At 57.1% G+C, this 23055-nt stretch carries 16 protein-coding genes; 3 read left to right on the forward strand and 13 right to left on the reverse strand.

The window, feature by feature from the left end:
* Nucleotides 1-154: 154 nt before the first annotated feature.
* Both pyrD and SH139x_RS21660 read right to left on the reverse strand, forming a co-directional pair.
* Nucleotides 155-1357: a dihydroorotate dehydrogenase (quinone) gene (gene pyrD, locus SH139x_RS21655; protein ID WP_488351847.1), complete on the reverse strand. Its 1203-nt coding sequence runs from the start codon at nt 1355-1357 to the stop codon at nt 155-157.
* A gap of 16 nt (nt 1358-1373) precedes the next feature.
* Nucleotides 1374-2405, reverse strand: coding sequence for a GNAT family N-acetyltransferase (locus SH139x_RS21660; RefSeq protein ID WP_488351848.1), 1032 nt, complete (start codon nt 2403-2405; stop codon nt 1374-1376).
* A gap of 66 nt (nt 2406-2471) precedes the next feature.
* Between SH139x_RS21660 and SH139x_RS21665 the strand changes: the two genes are divergently transcribed.
* Nucleotides 2472-3068 (forward strand): cytochrome c oxidase subunit 3, encoded by a 597-nt coding sequence (locus SH139x_RS21665; protein ID WP_488351849.1) that lies wholly within the window; start codon nt 2472-2474, stop codon nt 3066-3068.
* Nucleotides 3069-3377: 309 nt separating this feature from the next.
* On the opposite strand, the gene SH139x_RS21670 is transcribed toward SH139x_RS21665, so the two are convergent.
* The 8 genes from SH139x_RS21670 to SH139x_RS21705 form a co-directional block, all read right to left on the reverse strand.
* Entirely contained in the window at nt 3378-5408 is a 2031-nt protein-coding gene (locus SH139x_RS21670) for a M61 family metallopeptidase (protein WP_488351850.1), read from the reverse strand.
* Between the two features lie 146 nt (nt 5409-5554).
* Entirely contained in the window at nt 5555-8776 is a 3222-nt protein-coding gene (locus SH139x_RS21675; RefSeq protein WP_488351851.1) for a type II secretion system protein GspD, read from the reverse strand.
* 338 nt (nt 8777-9114) lie between these two features.
* On the reverse strand, nt 9115-9630 hold the full coding sequence (locus SH139x_RS21680; RefSeq protein WP_488351852.1) for a shikimate kinase: 516 nt from the start codon (nt 9628-9630) through the stop codon (nt 9115-9117).
* A 174-nt stretch (nt 9631-9804) separates the two neighbouring features.
* A complete protein-coding gene (locus SH139x_RS21685) occupies nt 9805-10470 on the reverse strand; it encodes a PEP-CTERM sorting domain-containing protein (protein ID WP_488351853.1) in 666 nt (221 codons plus the stop codon).
* Between the two features lie 112 nt (nt 10471-10582).
* Entirely contained in the window at nt 10583-11593 is a 1011-nt protein-coding gene (locus tag SH139x_RS21690; RefSeq protein ID WP_488351854.1) for a CPBP family glutamic-type intramembrane protease, read from the reverse strand.
* Between the two features lie 44 nt (nt 11594-11637).
* A complete protein-coding gene (argC, locus tag SH139x_RS21695; protein WP_488351855.1) occupies nt 11638-12669 on the reverse strand; it encodes an N-acetyl-gamma-glutamyl-phosphate reductase in 1032 nt (343 codons plus the stop codon).
* Nucleotides 12670-12795: 126 nt separating this feature from the next.
* A complete protein-coding gene (locus SH139x_RS21700; RefSeq protein WP_488351856.1) occupies nt 12796-14289 on the reverse strand; it encodes a protein kinase domain-containing protein in 1494 nt (497 codons plus the stop codon).
* Between the two features lie 134 nt (nt 14290-14423).
* A complete protein-coding gene (locus tag SH139x_RS21705; protein ID WP_488351857.1) occupies nt 14424-14738 on the reverse strand; it encodes a transcriptional regulator in 315 nt (104 codons plus the stop codon).
* Between the two features lie 489 nt (nt 14739-15227).
* Here SH139x_RS21705 and SH139x_RS21710 point away from each other — a divergent pair, with 489 nt between their 5' ends.
* The gene (locus SH139x_RS21710; RefSeq protein WP_488351858.1) at nt 15228-17987 is read left to right on the forward strand and encodes a hypothetical protein; all 2760 of its coding nucleotides are present in this window, start codon (nt 15228-15230) and stop codon (nt 17985-17987) included.
* An 8-nt stretch (nt 17988-17995) separates the two neighbouring features.
* Nucleotides 17996-19516 (forward strand): glycerate kinase type-2 family protein, encoded by a 1521-nt coding sequence (locus SH139x_RS21715; RefSeq protein WP_488351859.1) that lies wholly within the window; start codon nt 17996-17998, stop codon nt 19514-19516.
* Between the two features lie 65 nt (nt 19517-19581).
* Here SH139x_RS21715 and SH139x_RS21720 read toward each other — a convergent pair whose 3' ends face one another.
* The 3 genes from SH139x_RS21720 to SH139x_RS21730 form a co-directional block, all read right to left on the reverse strand.
* A complete protein-coding gene (locus SH139x_RS21720) occupies nt 19582-20232 on the reverse strand; it encodes a response regulator transcription factor (protein WP_488351860.1) in 651 nt (216 codons plus the stop codon).
* An 84-nt stretch (nt 20233-20316) separates the two neighbouring features.
* A complete protein-coding gene (locus SH139x_RS21725) occupies nt 20317-21126 on the reverse strand; it encodes a hypothetical protein (protein ID WP_488351861.1) in 810 nt (269 codons plus the stop codon).
* Nucleotides 21127-21427: 301 nt separating this feature from the next.
* Nucleotides 21428-23005 (reverse strand): hypothetical protein, encoded by a 1578-nt coding sequence (locus tag SH139x_RS21730; protein ID WP_488351862.1) that lies wholly within the window; start codon nt 23003-23005, stop codon nt 21428-21430.
* Nucleotides 23006-23055: the final 50 nt, after the last annotated feature.

Below are 23055 nucleotides of genomic sequence, written 5' to 3' on the forward strand. Positions count from 1 at the left end.
ACTTCCTGTCCGGCTGCGGGGGAGGCAACTGGGTTGGGAGCTGGTGAGGGCAAGTCTTGGCGGGCCGTACGCAGCTTGCGACGATTCGAAGACAGTTTAACAGCTGGCGGATGCGATGTGTGTTTGATGCCAAGTGTCTCAGATGCCAAGCGTGCTAAACATCGACGCCAACTGCCGCTTGGATGTGCTCGAAGCCATCGCGATTCAGCAGTTTGAGCAGGCCCCGATTGATTTCATGAATCACTTGGGGGCCGGAATAGACCAAGGCCGTGTAGATCTGAATCAAGCTGGCACCCTGGCGGATGGTTTCGTAAGCGTCTTCCGCAGACATGATGCCACCACCACCGATGATGACAAACCGATTCGCGGGCAGGCGACTATAGAGCGAGCGGATGCATTTCAGCATGTGGGCTCGCACCGGCGGCCCCGAGACGGCTCCCGCGAGCCCTTGGCGTTGTGGCAACGGGGTGCGGAGGTTGGCCGGTTGCCCCGCTGGCAGGTTGAACATAAAGCCACGCACGAACGAAAAGGATTCGCAGGCGGCAATTAGCGAATCGAGTACGTCAGGTTCCCAGTTGGGCAGCAGTTTGAGAAATACCGGCCTGTCGCACGCTGGATGCTGGTCGATGTGCGTCGACATCATTTCCAGCAGCTGTGAGATCTCGGTGGCGCTGCTAAAGCGAACGCCATGCCCAGCCGCGTTCGGGCAGCTGAGATTCAGCGTCACATAATCTGCATGGGGAGCGAGCTGGGAGAAACTGTGACAATAATCGGCAACGATGGCAGCGAAGTTAGCTTGGCATGTCTGGGCATCATTGGTGGCCACCAAATTGACCCCCAAGCGAACGTCTGCATCGCTATCTGCATCGCACTCAGTGTCACCTTCAGAATCGTTAGCCAGCGGTCGATTTTTGCGGCGTGAATTTTTGCGGCGCGTTGTGCGGTCCGCAGTGGCGAGTTGCTCCGCGACCGCGTCCGCCCCGGCGTTTGGAACTCCGTAATGAACGAGGATGGCCTGGTCGGCGGTCAAGCGATGCAGCCGCTTTCCCGGATTACCACGCGAGGGGCGTGCGGAGATCGAACCGATCTCAATCGCACCAAAGCCGAGCTGACGGAGACCTGGCAGAGCGATGCCGTTCTTGTCCCAACCGGCCGCCAACCCCACGGGATTCGCAAAGTTCAATCCGGCGACGTGGCAACGCAAACGGGAATCGCTGGGTGATCGAAAGCGACGCAGCAATAACCTGGTGGGGGTGGTCGCGCCGGCCAGCTGACACGCTCGGACCGATGCTTGATGAACCCATTCCGGATCACAGCGAAAAAGCAGGGGGCGAATCAGCTGACGGTAGAAAGCCATGATGCGGGGGAAACCGTCAAGTCAGTTCGCGGGCGTAGACTGTGCCGCTGTACTGCAGCGAGAAGCCAACGCTTTCCAGCAACGCCTGAGCGGCTTGATCATCGGCTTCGATGGTGGTTTGGATTTGTTCAGCCCGCTCGCTGGCCATTTCGGTGATTGCGCCGCTGAGCACAAAACGGAGCGCAGCGGCGGGATTTGGGGGGGGCGGATCAGAGGTCGCGGCCCAGCGGCTGAGCAACACGGTCCCACCGCTGACGATTGACATTTCGGGATCGCCCAGCAACAACTCTAATTCGGCCAGTCGCTTGCCGCTTCGCTCGGAGGCAACAAAACGGTGCATTTCTAAATGACTCATCGCCGAGGCAATACGGAATGGTTGATCGTTGATATCACGGCGTCGATCGACCGTCGCCGCCCGCCGCATCGCTAATTGCTCGCGATCAAAGGCGGGGCGATAATCGCGCAGTTCCAAGCCAAAGGTCAGCAACTTGCGACGCGGCTGAAATCCCGCCAACTGAGCCCAACAACTGACCTTCTCGTCTGCATCCAACACCCCGCCCCCCATCCCGCTGCGGCCCACTCCCGCGTATCCAGTCCAATATTCCGGTGCGTTGCCAATCAACAACCGGCTGATGCCCGACGCCCGAGCTTCTTCAATCGCCCGGTCTAACAATTGCTGAGCGATCTCTGTTTGCTGCGGATGCTCAGGCAGAGCGATATTGGCAACCACCGCGCGACGCAGGTCACCGGCGATCGGCAGCCAATGCAAAAAACCGACCGTGCGACGATCGTCGGCGGCCACCAACAAATGATTGCGTTGAAAATATGGTCGACTGAGCACCACAATTTCCACAGCCGCCATCGTCAACGGGGGCTGAATACCAGCCGATTCACGATGCTTATTCCACAGACGCCACAAGTCGGGTGTGTCGGAATTGCGATAAGAACGGATGGAAATCACTTCGAGCCGCCCTGGACGAATCGCTGGAGATTGACTGTGATGATCAATAGAGGTTGTCGCTAAGGTCGCCTCGGTTGATGATGCCACAACGCAGTCCTCTTGGCTACTCGGCCAATGGGGTTATTTTGCCACTGTCTCCACGGTTACTGCAACATGTCAACGCAACCACTCGGATTACCGGCAGATCGACGCGCCCAATTTGGTGGGCTGTTGTTTTTGTTGTCGTTGCTGGCCTTCTTCCTCGCCAGCATCCTGCTGTACCTCATGTACGCCTATGCGCGACGCGGCGAGATCCAATCGACAAACCCGCTGCCCCTGAGTTTTTTACTCAGCACGATTTGCTTGGTCGCGATCAGTGGACTGTTGCACTTTGCCACCAAAGCAGTTGCCCGCGAGCGTCGCCGACAAATGCTAATTTATCTGCTCGTATCGTTGTTTGGAGCGATCGGGTTTATGGTAATTCAGATGTGGTCGCTCTGGGAGATCATTCGCGTTCCCGACTTTACCATCAATCCTCACATGGGGGTTGCCGGGATGGTGATTGTGCTGGCAATCCTACATGCGCTGCACGTCGCTGGCGGAGTGATCGCGCTGGCGCTCGTAACGGCTCGCGCGGCAATTGGCCGCTACGACCACGAACGGCACTGGGCAATCCGCTTCAGCGCCATGTACTGGCATTTTCTCGACCTCATCTGGGTTTTGATGCTGGTCGCTTTCTGGGTTACCAGCGGCGGGTTTGCGGTCGTTTAGAAGCCCAAACCTCGCGTTCTGGTGGGTTTAGTTTCGGGGCCGAAAGCGTCCGAAGCCCGCAACGTTCGCTGCCAAATAGCAGCCGCTAGAAATCAGGTGATCGCGTGATGTTTGGCGGGATCTTCGTGCTCGTGCTCAGTATCGCGTTAGTCGTACTCGCTCACACCCTACCACTGAGTTATCTCGTTCGAACGGCGGAGTCCTATCGAGTACGAGTACCGTTTCACTGCGTACGATTGCGTTGGTGCGACGATGGGGGAATGGTTAAATTTACAGGCTGGAAGCCTATGCCACTTACAGGCAGGATGCCTATTCCACTTTTTCCGACGGAATTCTCACTCTCAACCAATCCTGTTGCTGAGCAGCTTGCCATTCGCTTGACTTCTTCGGAAAACTCAATTTCCATTCATCTTTTTGAGGTGGTGCCAACACCAATTCCGTTTCGACCAACTTGCCGCGGCGAGAGATCAAGCATGGAATGGAAATGCCAAGGGTAAACTGCTTGATCTGATCATTCCACAATGCTTCGGTCGCGCGAAACCGATCGACCGCCAACAACTCATCATCGACGTTCCAGCCAGCCAAATCGGCCGGGCTTCCCCGCACGACTTGAGTGATCACCAAACGGCCCTGTTCGCCCCGCACCGTGGCTCCCACGTAAGGAACCTTTTCCCCCTTCGCCGTCGCCGCCGCAGCTAACACTTCCTTATCGTCCAGGTCCTCCTTGATTTCCAGGGCTTCCTTGATGTCGAGAGCTTCCTCAGCACTCAGAGCTTCCTCAGTACCCATAGCTTCCTCATCATCTTGTGCCTGCTCCTCAGCGACCGCGGTGTCCTTTTCGCTTCCCAACCGCAAGCCCCAAACGTCTCGCACGCTGGAAAAATCTAACGGCTGGGCGGTATCGACGGCGGTCTCCAAAAAGGCGGCGAGCGGTTGTCCAGCGACTTGGTCAACTTGTTGGCGAAATTCGACCAGCGTGTATCCATCTTTGGCGTGCGTTTGATAGAGCGCTCGCATGACATCATCGAGCGACTTTTCGCCCTCCGTGAGTTGCCGAATTTTGGCATCCAGCAACCAAGCGACCAACGCGCCCTTGGTGTAATAACTGATCCGCGAGTTGCTGCTGTTTTCGTCGGGGCGATAGTGTTTGATCCAAGTATCGAAGCTGCTATCGCGGAGGCTTTGGACTGTCGTGCCGGGCGCCGTCATGACGCGTGAGATCGTTCCACTGAGGCGCTTGAGATAGTCTTCTTTCGTCAACAAACCGGCGCGTCGCTGCAGCAGATCGTCGTAGTAACTGGTGACTCCTTCGGCGATCCACAATTCGTCAAAGTAATTTTCTTGCTCATAGTCGTAACGCATCAGCGCTCGCGGTCGCAAACGGCGGACGTTCCAAGCGTGGAATAGCTCATGCGAGACCAAGCTCAGCCAACTGCGATAACGGGCCGGATCGCCGAACGCCCAGCGGCTGGTCATCAGCAACGTGGAGTTGTCATGTTCCAAACCTCCCCCCGATTCGCCAACGACATTCAGGAAGGTGTAATGTTCGTAGGGGAGCGAGCCCCAGAAATCATGCTGAGTCTCGACAATTCGCTGGACGTCTTTCGCCGCAGCTTCGTTATCCCACAGCCCATCATCGTTGATTGTCACCAATCGATGCGGCACCCCGGCGACGGTGAAATGGGCGATCTTTGGATTGCCCAGCACGATAGGACTATCGACCAGTTCATCGAAGGAGCTGGCAACAAACGTCTGTTCGCTGTTGTCGGCCGCCGGTAGTGCGGTGATAGCTTGCCGCCAGTGTCCTGGCAACAGAAACTCGACGCGGTGTTCGCGATCGAGCATGTCGACGGGAGTCAAAAAGGTGGCCGCTCCGTTGAGACAGGCGAATTCATGTTCAACCCAGTTTGTCCGCACGCTCATTTCGCGGCAGTACAGGCGGTATTCGACTCGCACCAGCGACTCACCGGCGGCGGCCGTCACACGCCAACGATTTTTCGTTGTTTTGACCAGTTCCAGCGGCTGGGATGTGAGCGGGCTGGTGGCTGCGATAGCCTCGACGTGACGCGCATACTCCCGCACCAAATAGCTCCCCGGTGTCCAGACCGGCATCATCAACTCGACTTCATTCCGACCACCCGTGGGCACCAACACCTGAATTTGGATCAGGTGGCGGTCGGCGTCGCGGAAGCTGACCTGGTACTGCACTGGCGGGAGTTGCGAGGTAGCGTCGGCTGGGGTTTCAGGCTCGGTCGCCCCAGCAGGCAGGGTTGCAAGCAAGGCCAAAATTAACGGGAAATAACGCATATTCAACAACAACACGGGGAAAAACAGGGACAACCTAGCACCTACCTAATGTAGTTTGTCATCAAGCTGTGGTCCGCAATAAATTGCCCGCTGCTGGTGAAAATAAAAAAACGGCCCGACGAAATTTACTTCGTCGGGCCGTTGCGCTCGGGCCGTGCTGCAAACTTACTCGAACCGAATTAGCGATTATCCGGATCAAAGCCAGTTTGAGCGATCTCTTCCTCTTCTTGAATGATGATCCGTGGGGTGACCATCATCATCAGGCTGTTGGCCTCACGACCGATACCAACGTTGCGGAACAAGCGGTTGACGTAGGGGATTTTGCTGAGCATCGGCACGCCGATCTCGTTGCGATTCTCCCGCAGTCGCTTGATACCGCCCAACAGGATCGTGCCCCCATCGGGAACACTGACCGTCGTGCCCACACTGGTGAAAGCGAACGAAGGTTGCTGGACTGTGGTACCGACAATGATCTCGTCTCGATCATCTTGATCCACCACCGCATCGGTCGCTGGATCGCGAGTCTCAGAGCTGCTGGTTGTGCGGCGACTGCCTTCATAAGTAAAGGTGTCGACGTCGACAATCTGAGTGAACATTGGCACCAGGGTGAGCCGCACAAAGCGCTTATCTTCACTGACAACCGCTTGCACGTTCAACTGAGTGCCCTCGGCGAGCACCACAATGACCGGCTGTTGAGCGACCGCAAAGTCACCGACGACCGGAATGATGCCCGTCACAAACGGTCGCGACGTGGTATCGTTGATGTTGGCGATCTGACCGTCGAAGAGGGTCACCTTGGGAGCTTGCATAATGTTACTTCGAGCATCCCCTTGAGCCGCTTCGAGGAAGAAGAAGGCCTCGATATCACTGAGGATGGCAAACCCGATTTGACCACCTTGCCCGGCCACAAAGTTACCGAAAGTGGGTACCGCGGCACCGAAGCTGCCTTGGTTGAACTGCACATCCAAGTCGCTGGTCAACAAGCGGTTTTCACCAGCCAGACCAACGGTCACGCTGGGACCACGATCGTCGGGAGGCAGGGCGTCCACATTGTCATCAAAGGCGACGTCAAAATCGATCCCAATCCGCTCGTAGAACGAATCGCTAAGAGTGATAAAGCGAACTTCGATCGTGACTTGCAAGTTTTGCAGACGACGCAGCGAAGCCAACAGGTCCGCGATTTGCTCGTGCACGTCGGTCGTCGTGCTGACGACCAGCGAAAGGTTCGCCCGATAAGGAGCCATCGTACTTGGTCCACCAAGGGCTTCCCAGGTATCCGGTGCGATCGTGGTTTGAATCAACTGCATCAACGAATCAAAGTCAGCGATTGCCGCGCCACCGAAGCCCGCTTGACCGCCCATACCCGAAGGTCCAGGCATGCCAAAATCGCCGCCACCATACTGAGCCAGGGCGTTCGCATTCAGTTGGCCCTGCTGACCACCCTGCTTGGCTGCCATCATGTCCATGGTGGACATCGGGGCAATCCGCACGTCGGTGGTTTGCGCGGTCATCTGATAAGCGTTCCGCAGAGCGCCCGCCAAACCATCGTCATATCCGGCGACAAAGTTTGGAATCGGAATCACCAAGTCGGCGACCTTGTAAGGCACAGTCCGCACGTTCGATCGTTTCTGCTCGGGACTGGTGATCTTCAAGACTTCGTCCTGAATCATCCAAGTCAAGTCATACTTATTGAGAATCAACTTCAGCGCGCTCTTTAACATGACCTGCTGTTGCAGATCGAGGTTGACTGGTTCATCCAAGGTCAAGCGAGCGGCAGAGAGCGCTTGTTCGTCGACAAAGATCGGTACCCCAGTGACGGTGCTCAAGGTCCTCAGCACGTCTCCCAAGGGGCGATTTTCAAAGCGAACTTCCACGCTGGTGGAGAGTTTCTTGCGAATCTCTTCCTCTTGTGGACTGAGCCCGGCAATGCTGCTGCCGTCAGTCCGCAAGCGACGTCCCGACAAACTTTCCCATTCCCGCGCATCGGGCATGGTCAAAGGCAAGGAGGGATCGGGCATGATCGCGCCCCGTTCCACATCCATAAGGTAGTCGACGACGGTCTCTTCCTTACCGGCTTGAATTTCTTCATACATCAATCCACGCAGGGCAACTCGGCTGTTCGTCATCAACTGAGCAGCGATCTCGGAATCTGGATCCAAGATTTGCACCTTCCGAGCGATCGTTTGGGCTTCGTGATAACGACGGTCCCGCATCATCTGATTGAACTCTTGCACGAACTGCGCAATCTGATCATTCGCGGCGCGACGCTGCGTTTGTTCGTTGTCAATGTCGGCTTGAACTTGCTCATTCCGCAATTGCAGATCGATCGAAGCTCGGTTCTCCTCGACGTAGCGTTCCTGCTGCGTGTAGGCCCGATCAACGATGCTTAACATCTGTTGCTTGAAAGCCGAATCGCTAGCGGAATCGTTGACGCGGCGACGCAACTGCACGATGCGGTCGAGCGCCTCCATGGGGCGCGCCGTGCTGATTTTCTGCGTGTCATTCAGCTCGCTGCTGATCTCGCGATAAAGCCGCTGACGAGCTTGTTGCTGCTGTTGATCGACCGTGTCCAGCGGACTGCTGGCCGCGTTACCGGAAACTGGTGCTAAACGCGCGGGCTGGAGCAACGTCAGCTTTTCTTGTAACTGCTGTCGCATCTCCGGAGCTAATTCGGCTTCGTACTTCCAAGCTTCCAGGAACTTACCCCGCGCTTCGCCGGAGTTGCCAGCCGCCATGGCCCGCATGCCTTCGTCGAACAACGCGGCCCCATCACCAGCTAGCGGCGAAGCCAACGCTTGCACTTGCTGGACACCGTTTTGCTGGCCCTGCATGATCGGCATGAAGCCAGTCTGGAGCACTTGGCCGGGAGCCTGTTGACCGATTGGGCCGGTCGCCTGCTGAACCCCAGGATTTTGTGGGGCAGGATTTTGTGGACCAGCTTGTGGAGCGGGTGGCCGCAGCAGATCGGGATCGACGCCCGCTGCGACAAATGTCCTGCCGGTATCCATCAAGGACTTGCGCATCTCGGGCAGTCCGGCCGAAGCGATCGCCGCTTCGCGAAAGCGAGTGATTGCCAATTCTGTGTTCTTGGCAGCCAATGCTTCGCGTGCTTGACGCAGCAACGCTTCCGCTCTCGCCGCGTCCGGTCTGACGGACTGGGCTGAGTTCGTTTGGGGGGCGCCCGTTTGCGGCGCTCCCGATTGGGGACCCGGCACTTGGGCCAGGGAATGGGCGGCCGGAATGGTCACGGCGGCTGCTAGGCCGGTCGCGACCAGCCAAGCGCGGTTCAGCACGGTCACTCTCAACGCGACTCTCCTTCTTCGCTGTTGAACCAGACCCGACGCTTTGGCGACGGCTCTCAGTTGGCCGAAGGTGTCGTTCGCACCGAACGAACGCTCCATCCTTCACACCGGTACCAACACCTCGGAAAAAAATCCCCCCTGCCAATACCTCGTCTCCATCCTTGGAACCGTGGTGTCGCCTCTGGGATGTTGTCCAATCCGACTGGTCTCGTACCCGGCGGCCGATTTTTACCCACCCCAAAACAACGCTGTTTCAAGTCGTGGGCTAATCGACGGCTCAGTATCGGTAATCTTCCTCGTCTCCCCACCTACGCCATGCCTGGCAGAAGTCGGGACGGGCGGGAAGTAACACCTGCCGGGAAACCAGGTCAACCCCAAAAAACAAAACTCTCAAAAAAAGTTAGCACCGCGAGCAGTCGCAAACCTCACGCGCAAGCTCAGCCTGCCCACCAGCCAACAATCCGCTCAACAATCGCCGGTACGGACTGATCATCCGTGTCTACGACGAAACTGGCCACTTGCCGGTACAACGGTTCGCGCTCAGCGAGCAGCTTGCGAACCTCTTCCACTGCTGGTAATGCTGTCAATCGCGGACGCAAACTGGCTGTGGCCCGATCGGCGGCCAACCGCTGGCAAATCGTCTCCTCATTCGCCCGCAACCAAACGCAACGCCCCGTCCGCTCGATGATCTCGCGGTTCTCCGCCGCTAATATCGCACCGCCCCCCAAGGCAATGACCCGTGGTGGCTGCTGAGCGAGCTCGACCAAACTGGCCGTTTCCAATTGCCGAAACCCCGCTTCTCCCACCTCCTGAAAAATCGCCGCCACCGTTTTTCCAGCCGCTCGCTCGATTTCTCCATCTAAGTCAACGTGCCCCACTCCCAACTGATGGCCCAACAACTCGGCCACCGTGCTCTTGCCCGTTCCCCGGTAACCACTCAAATACAAATGCACGCTGCCACTCTCCAATATTTCGGAGCCTATCGGAAAACCATGAGCCGCTTTGGCGCTAGCCGCGGTCCTTTTGGGTTTTCCGATAGGTTTCTAATTCATACGACCCAAAAACGAAAAAAGCCCCGCAGAGCATACTCCGCGAGGCTAATTCGTTACATCGTGGTAAACCGAATGCTACTTGACGCTGCGGCGACGACGCCAAGCGACCAAACCGCAACCAATTCCCAAAACAGCCAAGGAGCCAGGCTCGGGAACCGCGGTCAAGCGAAAATTGTCGACCATGATCCGCTCTCCCGTGGTGGCCGACAATTGCACTACAAAGTCGCCATCCGCAAACGTGGTCAAGCCAAAGTCATGGCTGAACGTCGTCCAGTCAGACGAATCACCGAGGAAAGCATTGTCAATCAGCCCCACGTTGGTAAAGTCCACGCCACCATTGACGCTGTACTCAACCGAATATTCTGGGCTCGGATTACCGTCCCAACGCCGCACGTCAAACGAAAACCGGCTGATCGTGTCCAACGCGGTCGTGTCCGCGTAGGTCGCTGTCCAATTCACGGCGGTACCGTTACGCAGCCGCCATGAAAAAGCGCCGAGTGCTCCGGCGACGCCATCTTGAGCCCCATTGCCTTGCCGCAACGCCGGGCCACCGGTAAACACCAACCCTTGATCGGCATAGACGTGATCAATTTGGTAGCTGGTAATCGAACCGCTACCAGCGACCCACTTGGCATCGTCATCAAAATCGACAACCACGCTCGCTTGAGCTTGGGGAACCAGCAACGCTGCTGCGAAGGCCGCAAACAAAACGGCTCGAATTCCCAAAAAATGACTTTTCATTGAATAAAATTCCCAGGTACTAACCCTATAACTTACCTAATTTCAGGGATAGGTTAGGCGGAATGCGCTAATTATTCCAGCAGTGGAAAGTGAATTTTCCGTGAAGAAAGCCCTACTCGCTAGGGGGCAACGCACCATTCCCTGCATCAGCAGTGCGCAGCGAGGCCAACACGATCCCGGAAAAGCCCAGCAGACCGACCACGGTAATTGAAACGAAACCTGCCAGCGCGGGCAGATCGAACGCTCCGCTGTCCTCCGCTAAAACACCAAAAATTGCCAGCGTGTTGTTGGTAAAGTGCCCAAAAATGGCTGGCCACAACGAGCCGCTGGCATGTGCAAGGAAACCAAGCCATAGACCGAGCGGCAGCACCCCCAAGGCGTGAACTGGGTCGACATGCAGAGCGGCAAAAGCGACAGAAGCAAGCAAAATCCCCAGCCAAGCAGGCAATAGTTGCGTCAACCGCCGCTGCAGAAAGCCGCGAAAAAGAATCTCCTCGCAAATTGCCGGAGTGACTCCGATCAACAGCACCAAAGGGAACAGGAATCCGCTGGTTCCGTGGTGACGCATCGCCGCCGACGTGCTCCGTAATGTCTCGCTTTCCTCAACCAAGCCACCCAAAAGCACCGCCACGATCAATCCCAAGAGCGGAGTGGCCGCCGCCGCGGCAAGCCAGCCCCACAGCGGCCAATTTCCCCTGCCGATCGCCAAAGCCCCGCCGATTCCGCCGGGGAAAAAATAAGCCGCTAAGATCGGCAACACGACCAGTGACAGCTGCGGCAACAACACGATCCAAGTGAACCCGGTGCGATCGAGCATTAACTCCTGAGCAACTTGATTTCGAGCGTCTTGCCCATCATCATCGTCCTGCTGCTCGGCGTCCTGCTGCTCGGCGTCCGCTTTTTCGGCGACGACTGTCTGCCCAGCTGGCTTATCGTCCGGCGCCGCCAGGGGCGCGGCGTCAACGACCAAGGTGGCAATGACCACTGCCAAAACCGAGGCGATGATGAACGCCAGTAGCGTGCTCAACAACACCCCGACCAGCAGCAGCCAAGTCATCAGCGGCGAAGAGGCCAAACCATATCGAATCCTCTCCAGCGGGTTAAAATTGCTTGCCTCTGCCATCCTGTTTGCCTTATTTCGCCTGCTTGCTTAGTTATCGAAGACAGTCAAACCAGCAACCCCAGCCGTTGATCAAAGCCGTACATACAATTCAAGTTTTGCACAGCCGCGCCGGCGGCCCCTTTGACTAAATTGTCGATCGCCGCGACCAGCACTAGGCGATGCCCGGCACGGCGAACGGCCAGTTGAACATGATTGGTTCCGGCAACAAATTTCGTGCCGGGAAGGTGGTCCACTGGATGTACGAAGGGACTGCTCTCGTAAGCGGCTCGCCAAATCTCCATCACCTCAGCCGGTTCCACCGCGCCTCGCCCGTGCTCCCGCGGCGTGACATAAATCGTCGAGAGGATGCCCCGGTCCATGGGGGTTAAATGCGGAGTGAAAATGACTTGTGGTTGACTTCCGCTGCACCGCCCCAGCACGTTGGCAATTTCTGGTTGGTGACGATGCGCACCGACCGCATAGGCAGCAATCGACTCGTTGGTTTCGCAATACAATGACCCCAACTTGGCCGACCGCCCCGCGCCGCTCACGCCACTTTTGGAATCGACGATGATATCCTCATCAGCGATCAATCCGGCTCGCAATAACGGGGCCAGAGGAAGTATTGCCGAAGTCGGATAACAACCCGGGTTGGCAACCAAACCGGCTGTGGCCAATTCGTCGGCAAACAATTCGGGCAAGCCATAAGGAACTTTTCCCAACTGCTCGGGCCAAGGATGCTCGCCACCGTACCACTGTTGATAAAGTCCGAGCTGATCAAAGCGAAAATCGGCGCTAAAATCGATCACGCGTGGCCCCGCTTGCCGCACTTCCCGGACCGTAGCCGCCGAGGCTCCGTGGGGCAAACAGCTGAACACGACATCGCATCGCTCGGCAATTTCGCCGCTGTCGAGCTCGCTGATCGGCAACTCCAAGCGACCAGCAAATTGTGGGTGCACCGCCGCCAAACTTTGACCGGCCGCTTGGCGACTGGTGGCCACGGTAATCGTAACTTGAGGATGGGTCAGCAGCAGGCGAATGGATTCCGCTGCGGTGTATCCCGTGGCACCAAGAATCCCCACACGAATTGCAGACATAAAGCGAGCGGCCCTGACGGCTGAGGAAAAAAGAACGTTGCCAACCAGGCGAAATCAGCGCCGCCGGCCGGCCGCTCATCCTAAAACCGATCGCCCGCGGAAGCTAGCCGGTGAGTTCGCGGGCGATCACTCGAGTTCGCGGGCTGGGCGATCACGCAGCAATTTTTTCAGCATCCCGCGCAACTCGCGAACCTTCAGCGGAAGACTCAACATGCGACGGTGCGCATCCATCAATGCCCGACCGATGATGTGTTGTTGTTTTTGATCCACCAACAACACGGCGGGAATCGTGGCGGTGTGCTCGTCGGTGCCAAACTGATTGAAAGCTTCCAGCGCCCGATTGCCCAATTCGTGGGCGCTGAAGACCACGCAGTCGGCAGGTGGATCTTCCGCCGGGTCGAACCGCATCAGCGCGCGACCGGGATCGCTGATCACCAATACCCGGTAGCCCCGCTTCTTCAAACGCTCGCGGATCGCATTTTGCAGTTCCAGTTTGGACTCGACCAACATGATCGTGCGGCCATCCCCTTCGTTGGAAGCCGTTTCATCTTGATAGTCTGCCAAGCTGTGCAAGTCACTGACTCGCCGCTCATCCCCCGCCTCCATACGTTCGATGGCGTTTTTCAGCTCGGTTTGAAAAGCAGCGGCCGATTGCAACCGCTTCTCCGGATCGAACTCCATTGACTTGGCCACCACGTGGGCGGCCGGCAACGGTACGTCGGGCAGCAGTTGGTGCAGCGGCGGAATCTGTTGAAAGCGGCTGACGTTCAACCGGGCCATGCGATCGCGAGTTTCCGTGAGCGGAGATACTCCGGTCAGCATGTGATAGAGCATGCATCCGGCAAAGAAGACATCGCTGCGGGGATCATCCTTGCGCACCGAAGTGCCCCGTTCGAGAGCCGCATAATCGATGGCCCGCGCGTTGGGACAATCGGCAATTTGGTCGGGGTTGTTGCGGTCGGCCAAAGCGGCCAAGCCAAAGTCGACCAATTTGGCTCGACCTTCCGCGCTGACCAGCACGTTGGACATTTTCATGTCCCGGTGGCTGATGCCGAGCGAGGCTGCGTACGCCAACCCGGCCGCCACATCGCATAACAGCTTTAAAGAAGTTTGCGCGTCCAACTTGCCACGAATCTGCACCAATTCGCGGAGCGTCTGCCCCTCGACGAACTCCATCACCATGAAGGGGTTGCGAATGTCAGGCACCACGTCGTAGATCGAGACAATATTAGGGTGCCGCAACCTCAACCCCATCCGCCCCTCGCGAAGAAATTGTTCCAATTGGGCAACTTCGTCGCGAAATCGTTTGCGCAACACTTTGACGGCAAACACCTCACCGGCCGAGCCTTTGGCCGCTCGGTAAACGCGGGCAAACGTACCGGCACCTATCAGGTACAGCACTTTGTATTCGCCGAAGAAATAGCCGGTCGAATCACCCCTCAAAATCTTTTCCAATTGCAACGTGGTGAGCAAACCGTTGCGTTGCAACGCGCGGACCATGTCATCCAGTCCATATTCGCCCGATCCCATTTCGCCGCGGGCCAAATCAATCTGACGCTGATCGGCCAAGCCCAGCTGCAATACCCGTTGGGCTAACGATTCAGGCGTAAATTCGGACATCGATCGCTGAGAAGAAAAGGTCGAAATGGATCAAGGCAAGGTGGCTGCGGGTACGCAACGCGATACCCTTTAGACTAATTGCAGTTCAGCCCCGGCACTAGGTTCTATTTTCAAACCTGTGCAAGCAGAGTGGCTTACTCGCCCAACCCATCGACATCACCCATGTCGCCCGAACCGTCAATTTGTTGGCGGAGTTGATCGCGTTCTCGCCGTGTTGCCTCCAAGTCGAAAACCAAGTACTTCATGTCCAACCGCAGCTGGCTGAGAGCTTCTTGGACCAAGTTCAGGATGCGGCGGCGGCGGGTGCTGCATTCGATGACGCGAGCCAAAGCGGGTTGCAAGCTCTCGCGTTGGCGAGCTGGCAGCGCTTCAACGGCGAGCAACAATTCTTGCAGTTCGACGGGGGTTTCTTCAGTTTGATTGCGGATTGGTTGTGCTGCGGATGCCATCGTGATGCGTTCTCCAAGAAGCCGTAAAAAAGAAGTTTGTCAAAGTGGGATAAGTCGAAGGCGAGCGGGTGAGCCGGCTGGTTTCCGGTGTCAGCGTTGCCTTGTCGTCTGTGTGGGATTTAAAGCACACTCGGTGCCGCGGCCTTGAGGAAAAGCCGGGAATTAGTCGTAAGTCATGCGAGACTATCCACTTAGAGAAATTCTCCCGGCTTGTTTCATTTTCGCAGCTCGTGGCGAGAAAGCAACAAATCGCGATAGCTTTTTGTCGCAAAGCTTGGTAGTAAAGCGACTTAGGTCATTTGTTGCAGAATCGCCTCAACGGTTGCTTGGGGGCAACGATTGATCGTGGCGACAATGGAGTGTTCAAGCAGAACACTCCGTGGTCAATCAAAACCGTCGCCACGAGGCATTAATTTAAATGTTGGCAAACCGGCTGGTTTTGTCCGGAAAGCCCTTCCGACTCGGCTAACTTTGCTCACCTCACCGATCATGACAGGGAGTTTTCTGCGGATGCCGGTCGTGCAGCCTTCGCTCCGTATCAAACTGCTGGCTCTTTTGGTCGCCACCCTTTGCCTGCTCACGGGGGCCACCTGGGCGGACAACAGTGTCGATAGCATTTTGGTCGATCCGCTCGATGGCCAGCCGCTCGGCTGGCGATTGAGCGAAGCCGATGCCGCCATTGACATCCGCGGCCACTGGCTCGATGCGACCGGGGGCGAAGATCAACGCCCCTGCGAAGCGATCACGGTGGCCGCCGGTAACGGCACGCGAGTGCTGCTTGAATATCGCATCGATCCCTGCGCCGTGCTGGACGAAGTGCGAGCCAGTATCGCGGTGCAGGCGGGCAAAGCCGGTCCACAAGTGGGCCTGAGAATTCGCTATCCACGAATCATGGATCCCAGCACACGCCAACCGCTGGCCGCTCTCGTTTGGGGTGAAAGTCACCGAGGCCGGGGTGAATGGCAACGCCTGAGGGTCAGCGGAGCCAACTCGAAAAAGCGAGTTCGCGAGATGGCAATTCGCGATCGCTTCGGTTCTCAAAGCGACACCAATGACTCGTACATCGATGCGATCGTGCTGAACATCTACAGCGGCCCCGGGACGGCCACCCTGCGACTCGATAATCTTCGCGCCGAAGGACTGCTCTCAATCACTGGGCAGACACCGACTCGTGACGCAGACCCGGCAGATTTGCTCCCGGGCCCCCACACGATGACCGGTTCCAGCGGCCTCCCGGCTTCCTGGGACTTGCTCACTCCCCGCAATTTGCAGAATCGCACCACGTATTCGGCTGTCAACTCAGCGTTCCCGGCCGGGAAAATATCGCGAGTGATCGAGCACAATGGCGAATCGCTGGAGTATTTGAAGTTACTGGCCTGCGACGCGGTGCTGTTGGCTCGCCCACCCACCGTGGAAATTCTTCGCGAAGCCGTTCGCCACGAGATCGCGGTCTACGCACCGCTTCCCTCGGCCGTCAATCCTGACTTAGAACCATTGCTCACGGCAGTCGCCGGCTGGTACTTGGGAACATCCACCGATGACAGCCAGTTGGAATATGTGGTCAGTGAGTCCCAGCGACTGCAAGCGATGCCGCCCCTTTGGCATCGTCCTCTGCTGCTCGCCCCGGCGGAAAGCTGGGATCGCTACGCCGGGATCGCCACCACGATGATTTATGATCTTCCCCTGAGCCTCAGGGGGCTCTCGGGACACGAGGAACTCGATCTCCTGCAGGACCAGAGGCAACGGGCGGGGCGTCCCATCGTGCCCGGCGTCGGGGTGGCCACCTCTCCTCCCGATCGTCTAGTTGCCCAACTCGACGCCATCGCGGAAACATTGGGTGCCAGCAAAATCGATGATTACGGCTGGCGCGGGATGGCTCCCCAAGTTTGGCGCGGGCTCTCGCTGGGCGCCCGCGGCATTGTCTACCGTTCAGCACGCTCGTTGACTTCGGGCGACCCGCAAGACACCCGCCGCGCAACCAGCATCACGATCGCCAATCGCTGGCTGGAGGTGCTCGGCCCGCTACTCAGCCAATCGAATCGTCAAGTTCGCTTGCGAGCCAGTCGCGAGGATTACTGCGTCACACAAGTCGAAACTCCAGCAGCCGATCTCGTGATTGCCACCGCCGCCGCGGGGGACCAACTGCCAACTCCCGAAAATAGCCTGCGTATCCCCATCTTGAGAAGCAGAACTCGCTACGCCTGGAGATTAACCAACACGACGGTCGAACAATTGACCATCGAGGGCCAACAAACCGATCGAGTCGTCAACATTGAAAATCCGGACAACATCGAATTCATTGTATTGAGTGACGACCCGGCGGTCGGCGGGCGATTGTCACGGCCGCTGCGGCAGCAAGCCTTGCTAATCAATCAACAGCGTTGGCAATTGGTCGGTGAATCGCTGTTGCGGACGCGTGAGGATTGGGAGGCGGCGATTGGCGGCGGGATGGTGCCACGTTCCGCTGCACCCCATGAGTTGTTGCGAACTGCTGCCGAATTGCTAGCTCCCGTCCAGAACGCCTTGTCGGCGCAACGCTACGGTGAAGCGATGCGGGCCATTCGCGCGGCCGACGAGATGACGCTCCGCTGCGAAGTGATGCTAAACAGAAGGTTGCGGCTTCCCGGCGTGGTGGCCAGTGGAATGCCGACCTTGCTGGCTCCAGGAGGAGTGATGTTGCATCTCGCTTGGCTGCCCGGGCTGGAGGATGGAACTTGGAGCGACAATCTGCTGGCCGCTGGAGAACTCGATCAAATCGATACGATGCTGGCCGCCGGTTGGAGATATCAAAGTCGGCTGGAACGGTTTGCCCACGCCACCGTGGCTTGGCAACCGCGAGCTGGCGAGGCGGCAGCCAATGTCCTGCGAATCGAATCCGTGGCCCATGGCAAGACACCGCTCCCTGGTGGCTACGCTGGCACGGTGGCTCGCGTCCGCAGCGCCCCAATCACGTTCGCTCCCGGCAGCTGGGTGCGAATTCGGGCTCGCGTAAAAACCCTTGGCTTTGGGGGCCCCAATCAAGGCCTCCTGATCTACGACAGCGATAGCGGCTCCGAGCTCGGCACGCTGGTTAGCAACCAGCCCGAATGGACAACGGTGGAACTTTATCGCCTCATTACCTCGGACCGTCCCTTTCGAGTAACCTTTGAGGGCATCGGGGCCGGAGAAGCATTAGTCGATTGGGTCCGCGTGCAAATCTGGAAACCGCCCGCGACCAAGCCCCAATTTCGTCCCATCTCACAACCTTAAAACGAACAATGCTTCCCCACGATTCGCGGCTGCCGATTGACGATGCCTTGGCGATCTGGCAAGCCGGCGTCTCCGGCGTGTTGGCCGATACTTTGGTTGAGAATCAAATCGCCCTGCATGGCACGGGAGCTGACGCCGCGCTGCTGATCGGCGATGCTTACCTGCCAGTCTCGGAACTTGATCGCCTGGTGGTCGTCGGGGCAGGGAAAGCGGGGGCTGCGATGGTCCGCGGGCTCCAGCGGGCGCTCTGCCGTGCCGCCAAAAACCAGCCCCAGCTGGGGAACCTGGTGGTCACGGGGCTGATCAGCGTGCCGGCGGGCACCGAACTGCTAAGTGATTCCCCGGACGACTTGCTCGCACTGTTCCCTCACTATCAATTAGAACTGGCTGCCGGCCGCCCAGCCGAGCTCAACGAACCAACGGCAGCCGGCGTCCAGCTCAGCAAACGCATGCTGGCATTGGTCGGCGAGTGTGGCCCCCGTGACGCCTGCTTGGTGCTGCTCAGCGGCGGTGGTTCGGCTCTGCTGCCACTTCCCAAAGCGGGCATCAGCCTGGAAGACAAACTCCGCGTCATCCAACACTTGAGCGCCGCCGGAGCCAATATCGAAAGCCTGAATGTGGTGAGAAAACATCTTAGCGATATCAAAGGCGGAAAACTGGCGGCAGCCTGTCGAGCCAATTGGCTGGTCACGCTGGTCATCAGTGATGTGCTCGGAGACCCGCTCGATCTTATCGCTTCGGGCCCCACAGTGCCCGACCAATCGACTCCCCGCGACGCGCTCGACGTGCTGACCGAATTTGACCCTGAAAAGACTTTACCAGAGTCTGTTTATCGATTGATCAGCGAGGAAAACGACGCTACATCTCCAAGCATCGCGCAGCACTCCCTGCCACCCAACATGTCAACGCATGAGACTAGTCCCACTCAAGAGTCTCCCACTCAAGAGTCTTGGGTGCATGTGATCGGCAATAACCCGTTGGCGGTCGACATCGCCGGTATGGAAGCGGAACGTCGTGGGTATTCTCACATTATGAATTCCGCCACGCGCAGCGAAGGCAGCGCCGAAGCGGTCGGCCGGCAGATTGCCGAACTCGCCCTCACATTCCTCCATGACAAATCGGTTGACAGCCCCGATTGTTATATTTCCGGAGGCGAACCAGTCGTCACCCTGGCTCCCGCTGAGATCCGCGGGCGGGGCGGTCGCAACCAACAATTGGTTTTGGCCGCGCTGGCACGATTTCAACAGGAACCGCTCGAAGTACAAAACATGCTTCGCGCAAATTTTGTACTGTTCTCCGCTGGTACCGACGGAGAAGATGGGCCCACCGATGCCGCGGGAGCTTGGCTGGACGATCAGGTATGGTCGCGCGCCGAACAACTGAATTTGGACGTTGCCGATTACCTCCGTCGCAATGATGCGTATCATTTTTTCCAGCAAACCGGCGGCCTGATAAAGTCAGGTCCCACCGGTACGAACGTGTGTGATCTCCGGGTGCTGATTTGCAGGAAAGCACGCTTTCCACACTAAACGGTCAGCCCAGCAGCCCGCTAGCCCACGCCAGCGAAATTGTTTGATTCTCTCTTCAGCTAATCTTAGCTGGCGGGTGGCCGGGATTGGCCGATTTGAAACTGGCCCCCGGCACGCGAACCGATGCCTCGCAGCTTAAGCATCGCTTCAGTGCGATTGATCACACCCAATTTTTCAAAGATTGTCTTTTTGCGATAGTGAACCGTCCGCAAACTAATGTCCAATCTCGCGGCCACTTGCTTAATCGTCAGCCCTTCCGAGAGACCGACTAAGATTTTCGTCTCCTCATCAGTCAACAGCGAGGCGACTTCTGCGGGCAAAGCACATGAGTGGTTTTCGCGCAGTTGTCCAAGTTGCGAGACTGCATCTTCCAAAGCTGCTTGCAGGTCAGTAAAGCTAAAGGGCATCTCCAACACGTTGCGAGCCCCCAACCGCATCGCCTCGACGACTTTCGCGGTATTGCTCTCCGCGCTCAACATCATCACAACAAGGTTTGGATAATCTTGTTTAACTTGCGACAATGCGGCTAAACCACTTCTGTCACTTAAGTAGAAGCCTAACAACAAGACTCCGGCAGTCGCACCGTCGCACTGGGAGTAGAACGCTTCCAGTGTCTCGAAACAACACACATCGTGCTCGCAATACCGCACCACTTCGGCAATGGAATCGCGGATGCTCACATCATCTTCAACAATATATACTCGACTCACGCTCATAATCGATGCCCCGATTAAGCTGCCCCATAACCCCTGCTCCCCCTAATGACTCAAATGTCACTTTTGAGGGAGCTCGTCAGAAGCTCATGTCAATGGTACCCAAATCACGAAACATTTAAATTCCCGCAGCCTCCAACGAGGCTGCAGTGTTGCAAAACCTAACCTGGCGAAATCATTCGCTAACGCCGAAGTTTCAACCCAGGAGTCATCTAACCAAGCTCGCACTTCGTGTGTTGAAGCATGCGAGCTAGCTGCATCGGAAAGAAGCATCGCATATCGATCCGAAAAGCGATGCCCATTGAAATGGATTGTCGCGTCATCGGGCAACTCAGCCAGAACTGCGGCGGTGCCCCGTAACAGGGCCTGCATCAATTCCACAACGTCCACGCGAGCCTTCCCTGAGAACTCGTCGAGCTTGACTCGGAACTGTCTGCCGGTCAGCTTCAGCCGTTCGCTGGCAACTAAAATTAGATCGTTCCAGACCGCGGTCAAAGCGACGGCACGACGGCCTGGTTGATCCTCAGCCGCCAAATCACGAACCCTGCGAGTGGTCTCGATCATCGCACCTGAGAGTGATTCCAATGACTCGAGGAGACCAGAGAGGGAATGTCCGCCAGTGACTTCCCGGTTCGTTTTATCTCGGTCAGTTCTATCTCGGTCAGTTGCTTCGTCAACAATCGCCCGGCACAGACCAGTCTTTGCGGCGATTGCCGTGAGTTGTTTTACCAGTTGCCGAGTGAGTACTCCGCTCAGTTCGTTGATTGTTTGTTGGCGAACCTCTTGTTGCTCAGCTTGCTGGGCAACTTCCGCACAACCTTGCAGCGACCACCCTGGCAATGCCTGAGCTGAACTGACGTCAACCTTTGGAGCAGATGCCTCTGATGAGCTAATCATCACTTGAATTCCGTTCCATAGTTTTAAAAAATGCGTTGCAAGGCTCCCCTCTATTTAATCTTATCTATCGAGTCAGTAGGTGGCGCTTGGACGGCAAAAGTCGCAAACAATCGCTGCCATAGTATCGCTTCGGTGCTAGATTCGGCACAGATTACCACCCTTCTTAGGAAGACTAGGGAATCACCCCATATTCTCTGATGAAATCCCCATCGAAGCGTGCGAAAACGCTCGCCTTTTTTGACCTCATGACACCAATCAGGTTTACTCCTGGTAAACCATTGGAATTGCGGCTTCACGCCATTTAGTAGACGACGCTATAAGGCAAGTGTTTCGTTGTGTCGAGGATAGGTTCAAACGGAAAGCTTAATAGAAACTTACCTTCATCCAAAGCAACCTCCAACGCTTCCGCTTGGAACTGATGTTTCAATTCCCGACAGCACCGATCCAACCACTCAGAAGGCACAATGCCGCTATCGGGAACGCGTGGTTGGATTGCCAATTGCACCCGGCTTTCGGCTTCAAGCACTTGTACCTTGACGACCGCCTCCTCCTGCGGCACCGTGGTACGATTGATCAACTCCCCAGCAGCACGCACAACCGTTGCCGGTAGATAGAGAAAATCAGTGTTGTCGAGCGTCTCGCAGCGAACGGGCCGCTCTCGCCCTGTTTTGCTGAGCAAGTAGGCTTGCAGTTGGCGAGCCAATTCCTGCGGCTCGTACGGGATGGAATGAGTGGGAATGGATTCAGGCAGATCGATCGAATCGCCATGAAAACCAGCGGCATCGAAAGCAATCGTGCCGAGCAGTCCAATCAAGGAAATCAACGGTGAATAGTCATTGGTTACCGCCGCAAATTGATCAGGGTTGATGGAGTTCATGAACACGAAGCCTTGGATCGTTTCGGCGCGGCCAACTGCCAGGCAAAATCCGCTTCGCATGCCGCTGTCAGCCACATAGGCAATCGACCTTTGCGCCGGCCGCCCTTGGCGAGCAAACGAGTCGAGCACCTGGCTTGAATCACCAAACACCCGCAACACGCCGGGACGCATTTTCGCCAGCGAACCATTGGGATCGACGAAGCAGGCATAGCCGCGGCGCATGGGATTGCCAATTCCCAAGTCGCGGACGCGTGAGCTGACCACCGAGTCGACGACCATTAATTGATTACCGCCCGCCACTAAGCCGGCAAGGCACAGTCGATCGACTTCTTGAAAGAATCGATGGTTGTGCAGCACCGACATCAAGCGATGCGCGGGGCGCACGCGTTCGGGACTGAGCGCCAAATCCTCAGCCGCAGCGGCGATCTGGGCGACCGTCCATGATTCCTCGGCCGTGCATCGCGCCATAGCGTCGAGCTGCGCGTTTCGATAGATCACGGTGTCTTCGTGCGCTTGCTCTAGCTCATCACCAGCATTGGACTCCATAGCGATTTGCGGTAGCGTTGTTCCAGCGGAGGCCACCAACGCACTCCAGTTATATTTCTCACTTGGCATCTCCACCGCAAGATGACTGAGCAAAGTATCAATCTGCAAGGCGTGCGTGGTATGTGGCGAGGCCAGCAATTGAACTAGAGTTCGCAGGCCGTCGCACCAACTCTCCCTTACGTGCACCCCGCCTTCCATGGGAATACCATGAAAAGCCGTATTCAGTGCGGCAGCCAGCTTGGCGGCGCGGGGAAAGCCCAAGTGGGAAGCTTGCCGAAACGCCTGACGCAGTTCCCGGTCGAGTCGCTCCACATCCTCTTCGGGTATGACCTTTTCGATATCGTCACTAAATCGATCTCGCCACTCTCGCAGAGCCTTGATCGTCGACTCTGGAACCAGACGACGCGAATGAGAGTCTGTTGGTGCGGATGCTGTCGAAACTTCAAGATTATTCATGGGGGCGCGCTCGCGCTTGATCAGTAATGAAATGCTAGTAAATAATTAAC

The organism is Kothea flammea (assembly GCF_052161645.1).
GTDB lineage: Bacteria > Planctomycetota > Planctomycetia > Pirellulales > Pirellulaceae > Laterigemmans.

Bases quoted from the DNA above. Each gene is read 5' to 3' on its own strand.
- pyrD (WP_488351847.1), bottom strand. From the start codon at position 1,357: ATGGCTTTCTACCGTCAGCTGATTCGCCCCCTGCTTTTTCGCTGTGAT.
- SH139x_RS21665 (WP_488351849.1), top strand. From the start codon at position 2,472: ATGTCAACGCAACCACTCGGATTACCGGCAGATCGACGCGCCCAATTT.
- SH139x_RS21675 (WP_488351851.1), bottom strand. From the start codon at position 8,776: ATGGAGCGTTCGTTCGGTGCGAACGACACCTTCGGCCAACTGAGAGCC.
- SH139x_RS21685 (WP_488351853.1), bottom strand. From the start codon at position 10,470: ATGAAAAGTCATTTTTTGGGAATTCGAGCCGTTTTGTTTGCGGCCTTC.
- SH139x_RS21690 (WP_488351854.1), bottom strand. From the start codon at position 11,593: ATGGCAGAGGCAAGCAATTTTAACCCGCTGGAGAGGATTCGATATGGT.
- argC (WP_488351855.1), bottom strand. From the start codon at position 12,669: ATGTCTGCAATTCGTGTGGGGATTCTTGGTGCCACGGGATACACCGCA.
- SH139x_RS21700 (WP_488351856.1), bottom strand. From the start codon at position 14,289: ATGTCCGAATTTACGCCTGAATCGTTAGCCCAACGGGTATTGCAGCTG.
- SH139x_RS21705 (WP_488351857.1), bottom strand. From the start codon at position 14,738: ATGGCATCCGCAGCACAACCAATCCGCAATCAAACTGAAGAAACCCCC.
- SH139x_RS21710 (WP_488351858.1), top strand. From the start codon at position 15,228: ATGACAGGGAGTTTTCTGCGGATGCCGGTCGTGCAGCCTTCGCTCCGT.
- SH139x_RS21715 (WP_488351859.1), top strand. From the start codon at position 17,996: ATGCTTCCCCACGATTCGCGGCTGCCGATTGACGATGCCTTGGCGATC.
- SH139x_RS21720 (WP_488351860.1), bottom strand. From the start codon at position 20,232: ATGAGCGTGAGTCGAGTATATATTGTTGAAGATGATGTGAGCATCCGC.
- SH139x_RS21725 (WP_488351861.1), bottom strand. From the start codon at position 21,126: ATGATTAGCTCATCAGAGGCATCTGCTCCAAAGGTTGACGTCAGTTCA.
- SH139x_RS21730 (WP_488351862.1), bottom strand. From the start codon at position 23,005: ATGAATAATCTTGAAGTTTCGACAGCATCCGCACCAACAGACTCTCAT.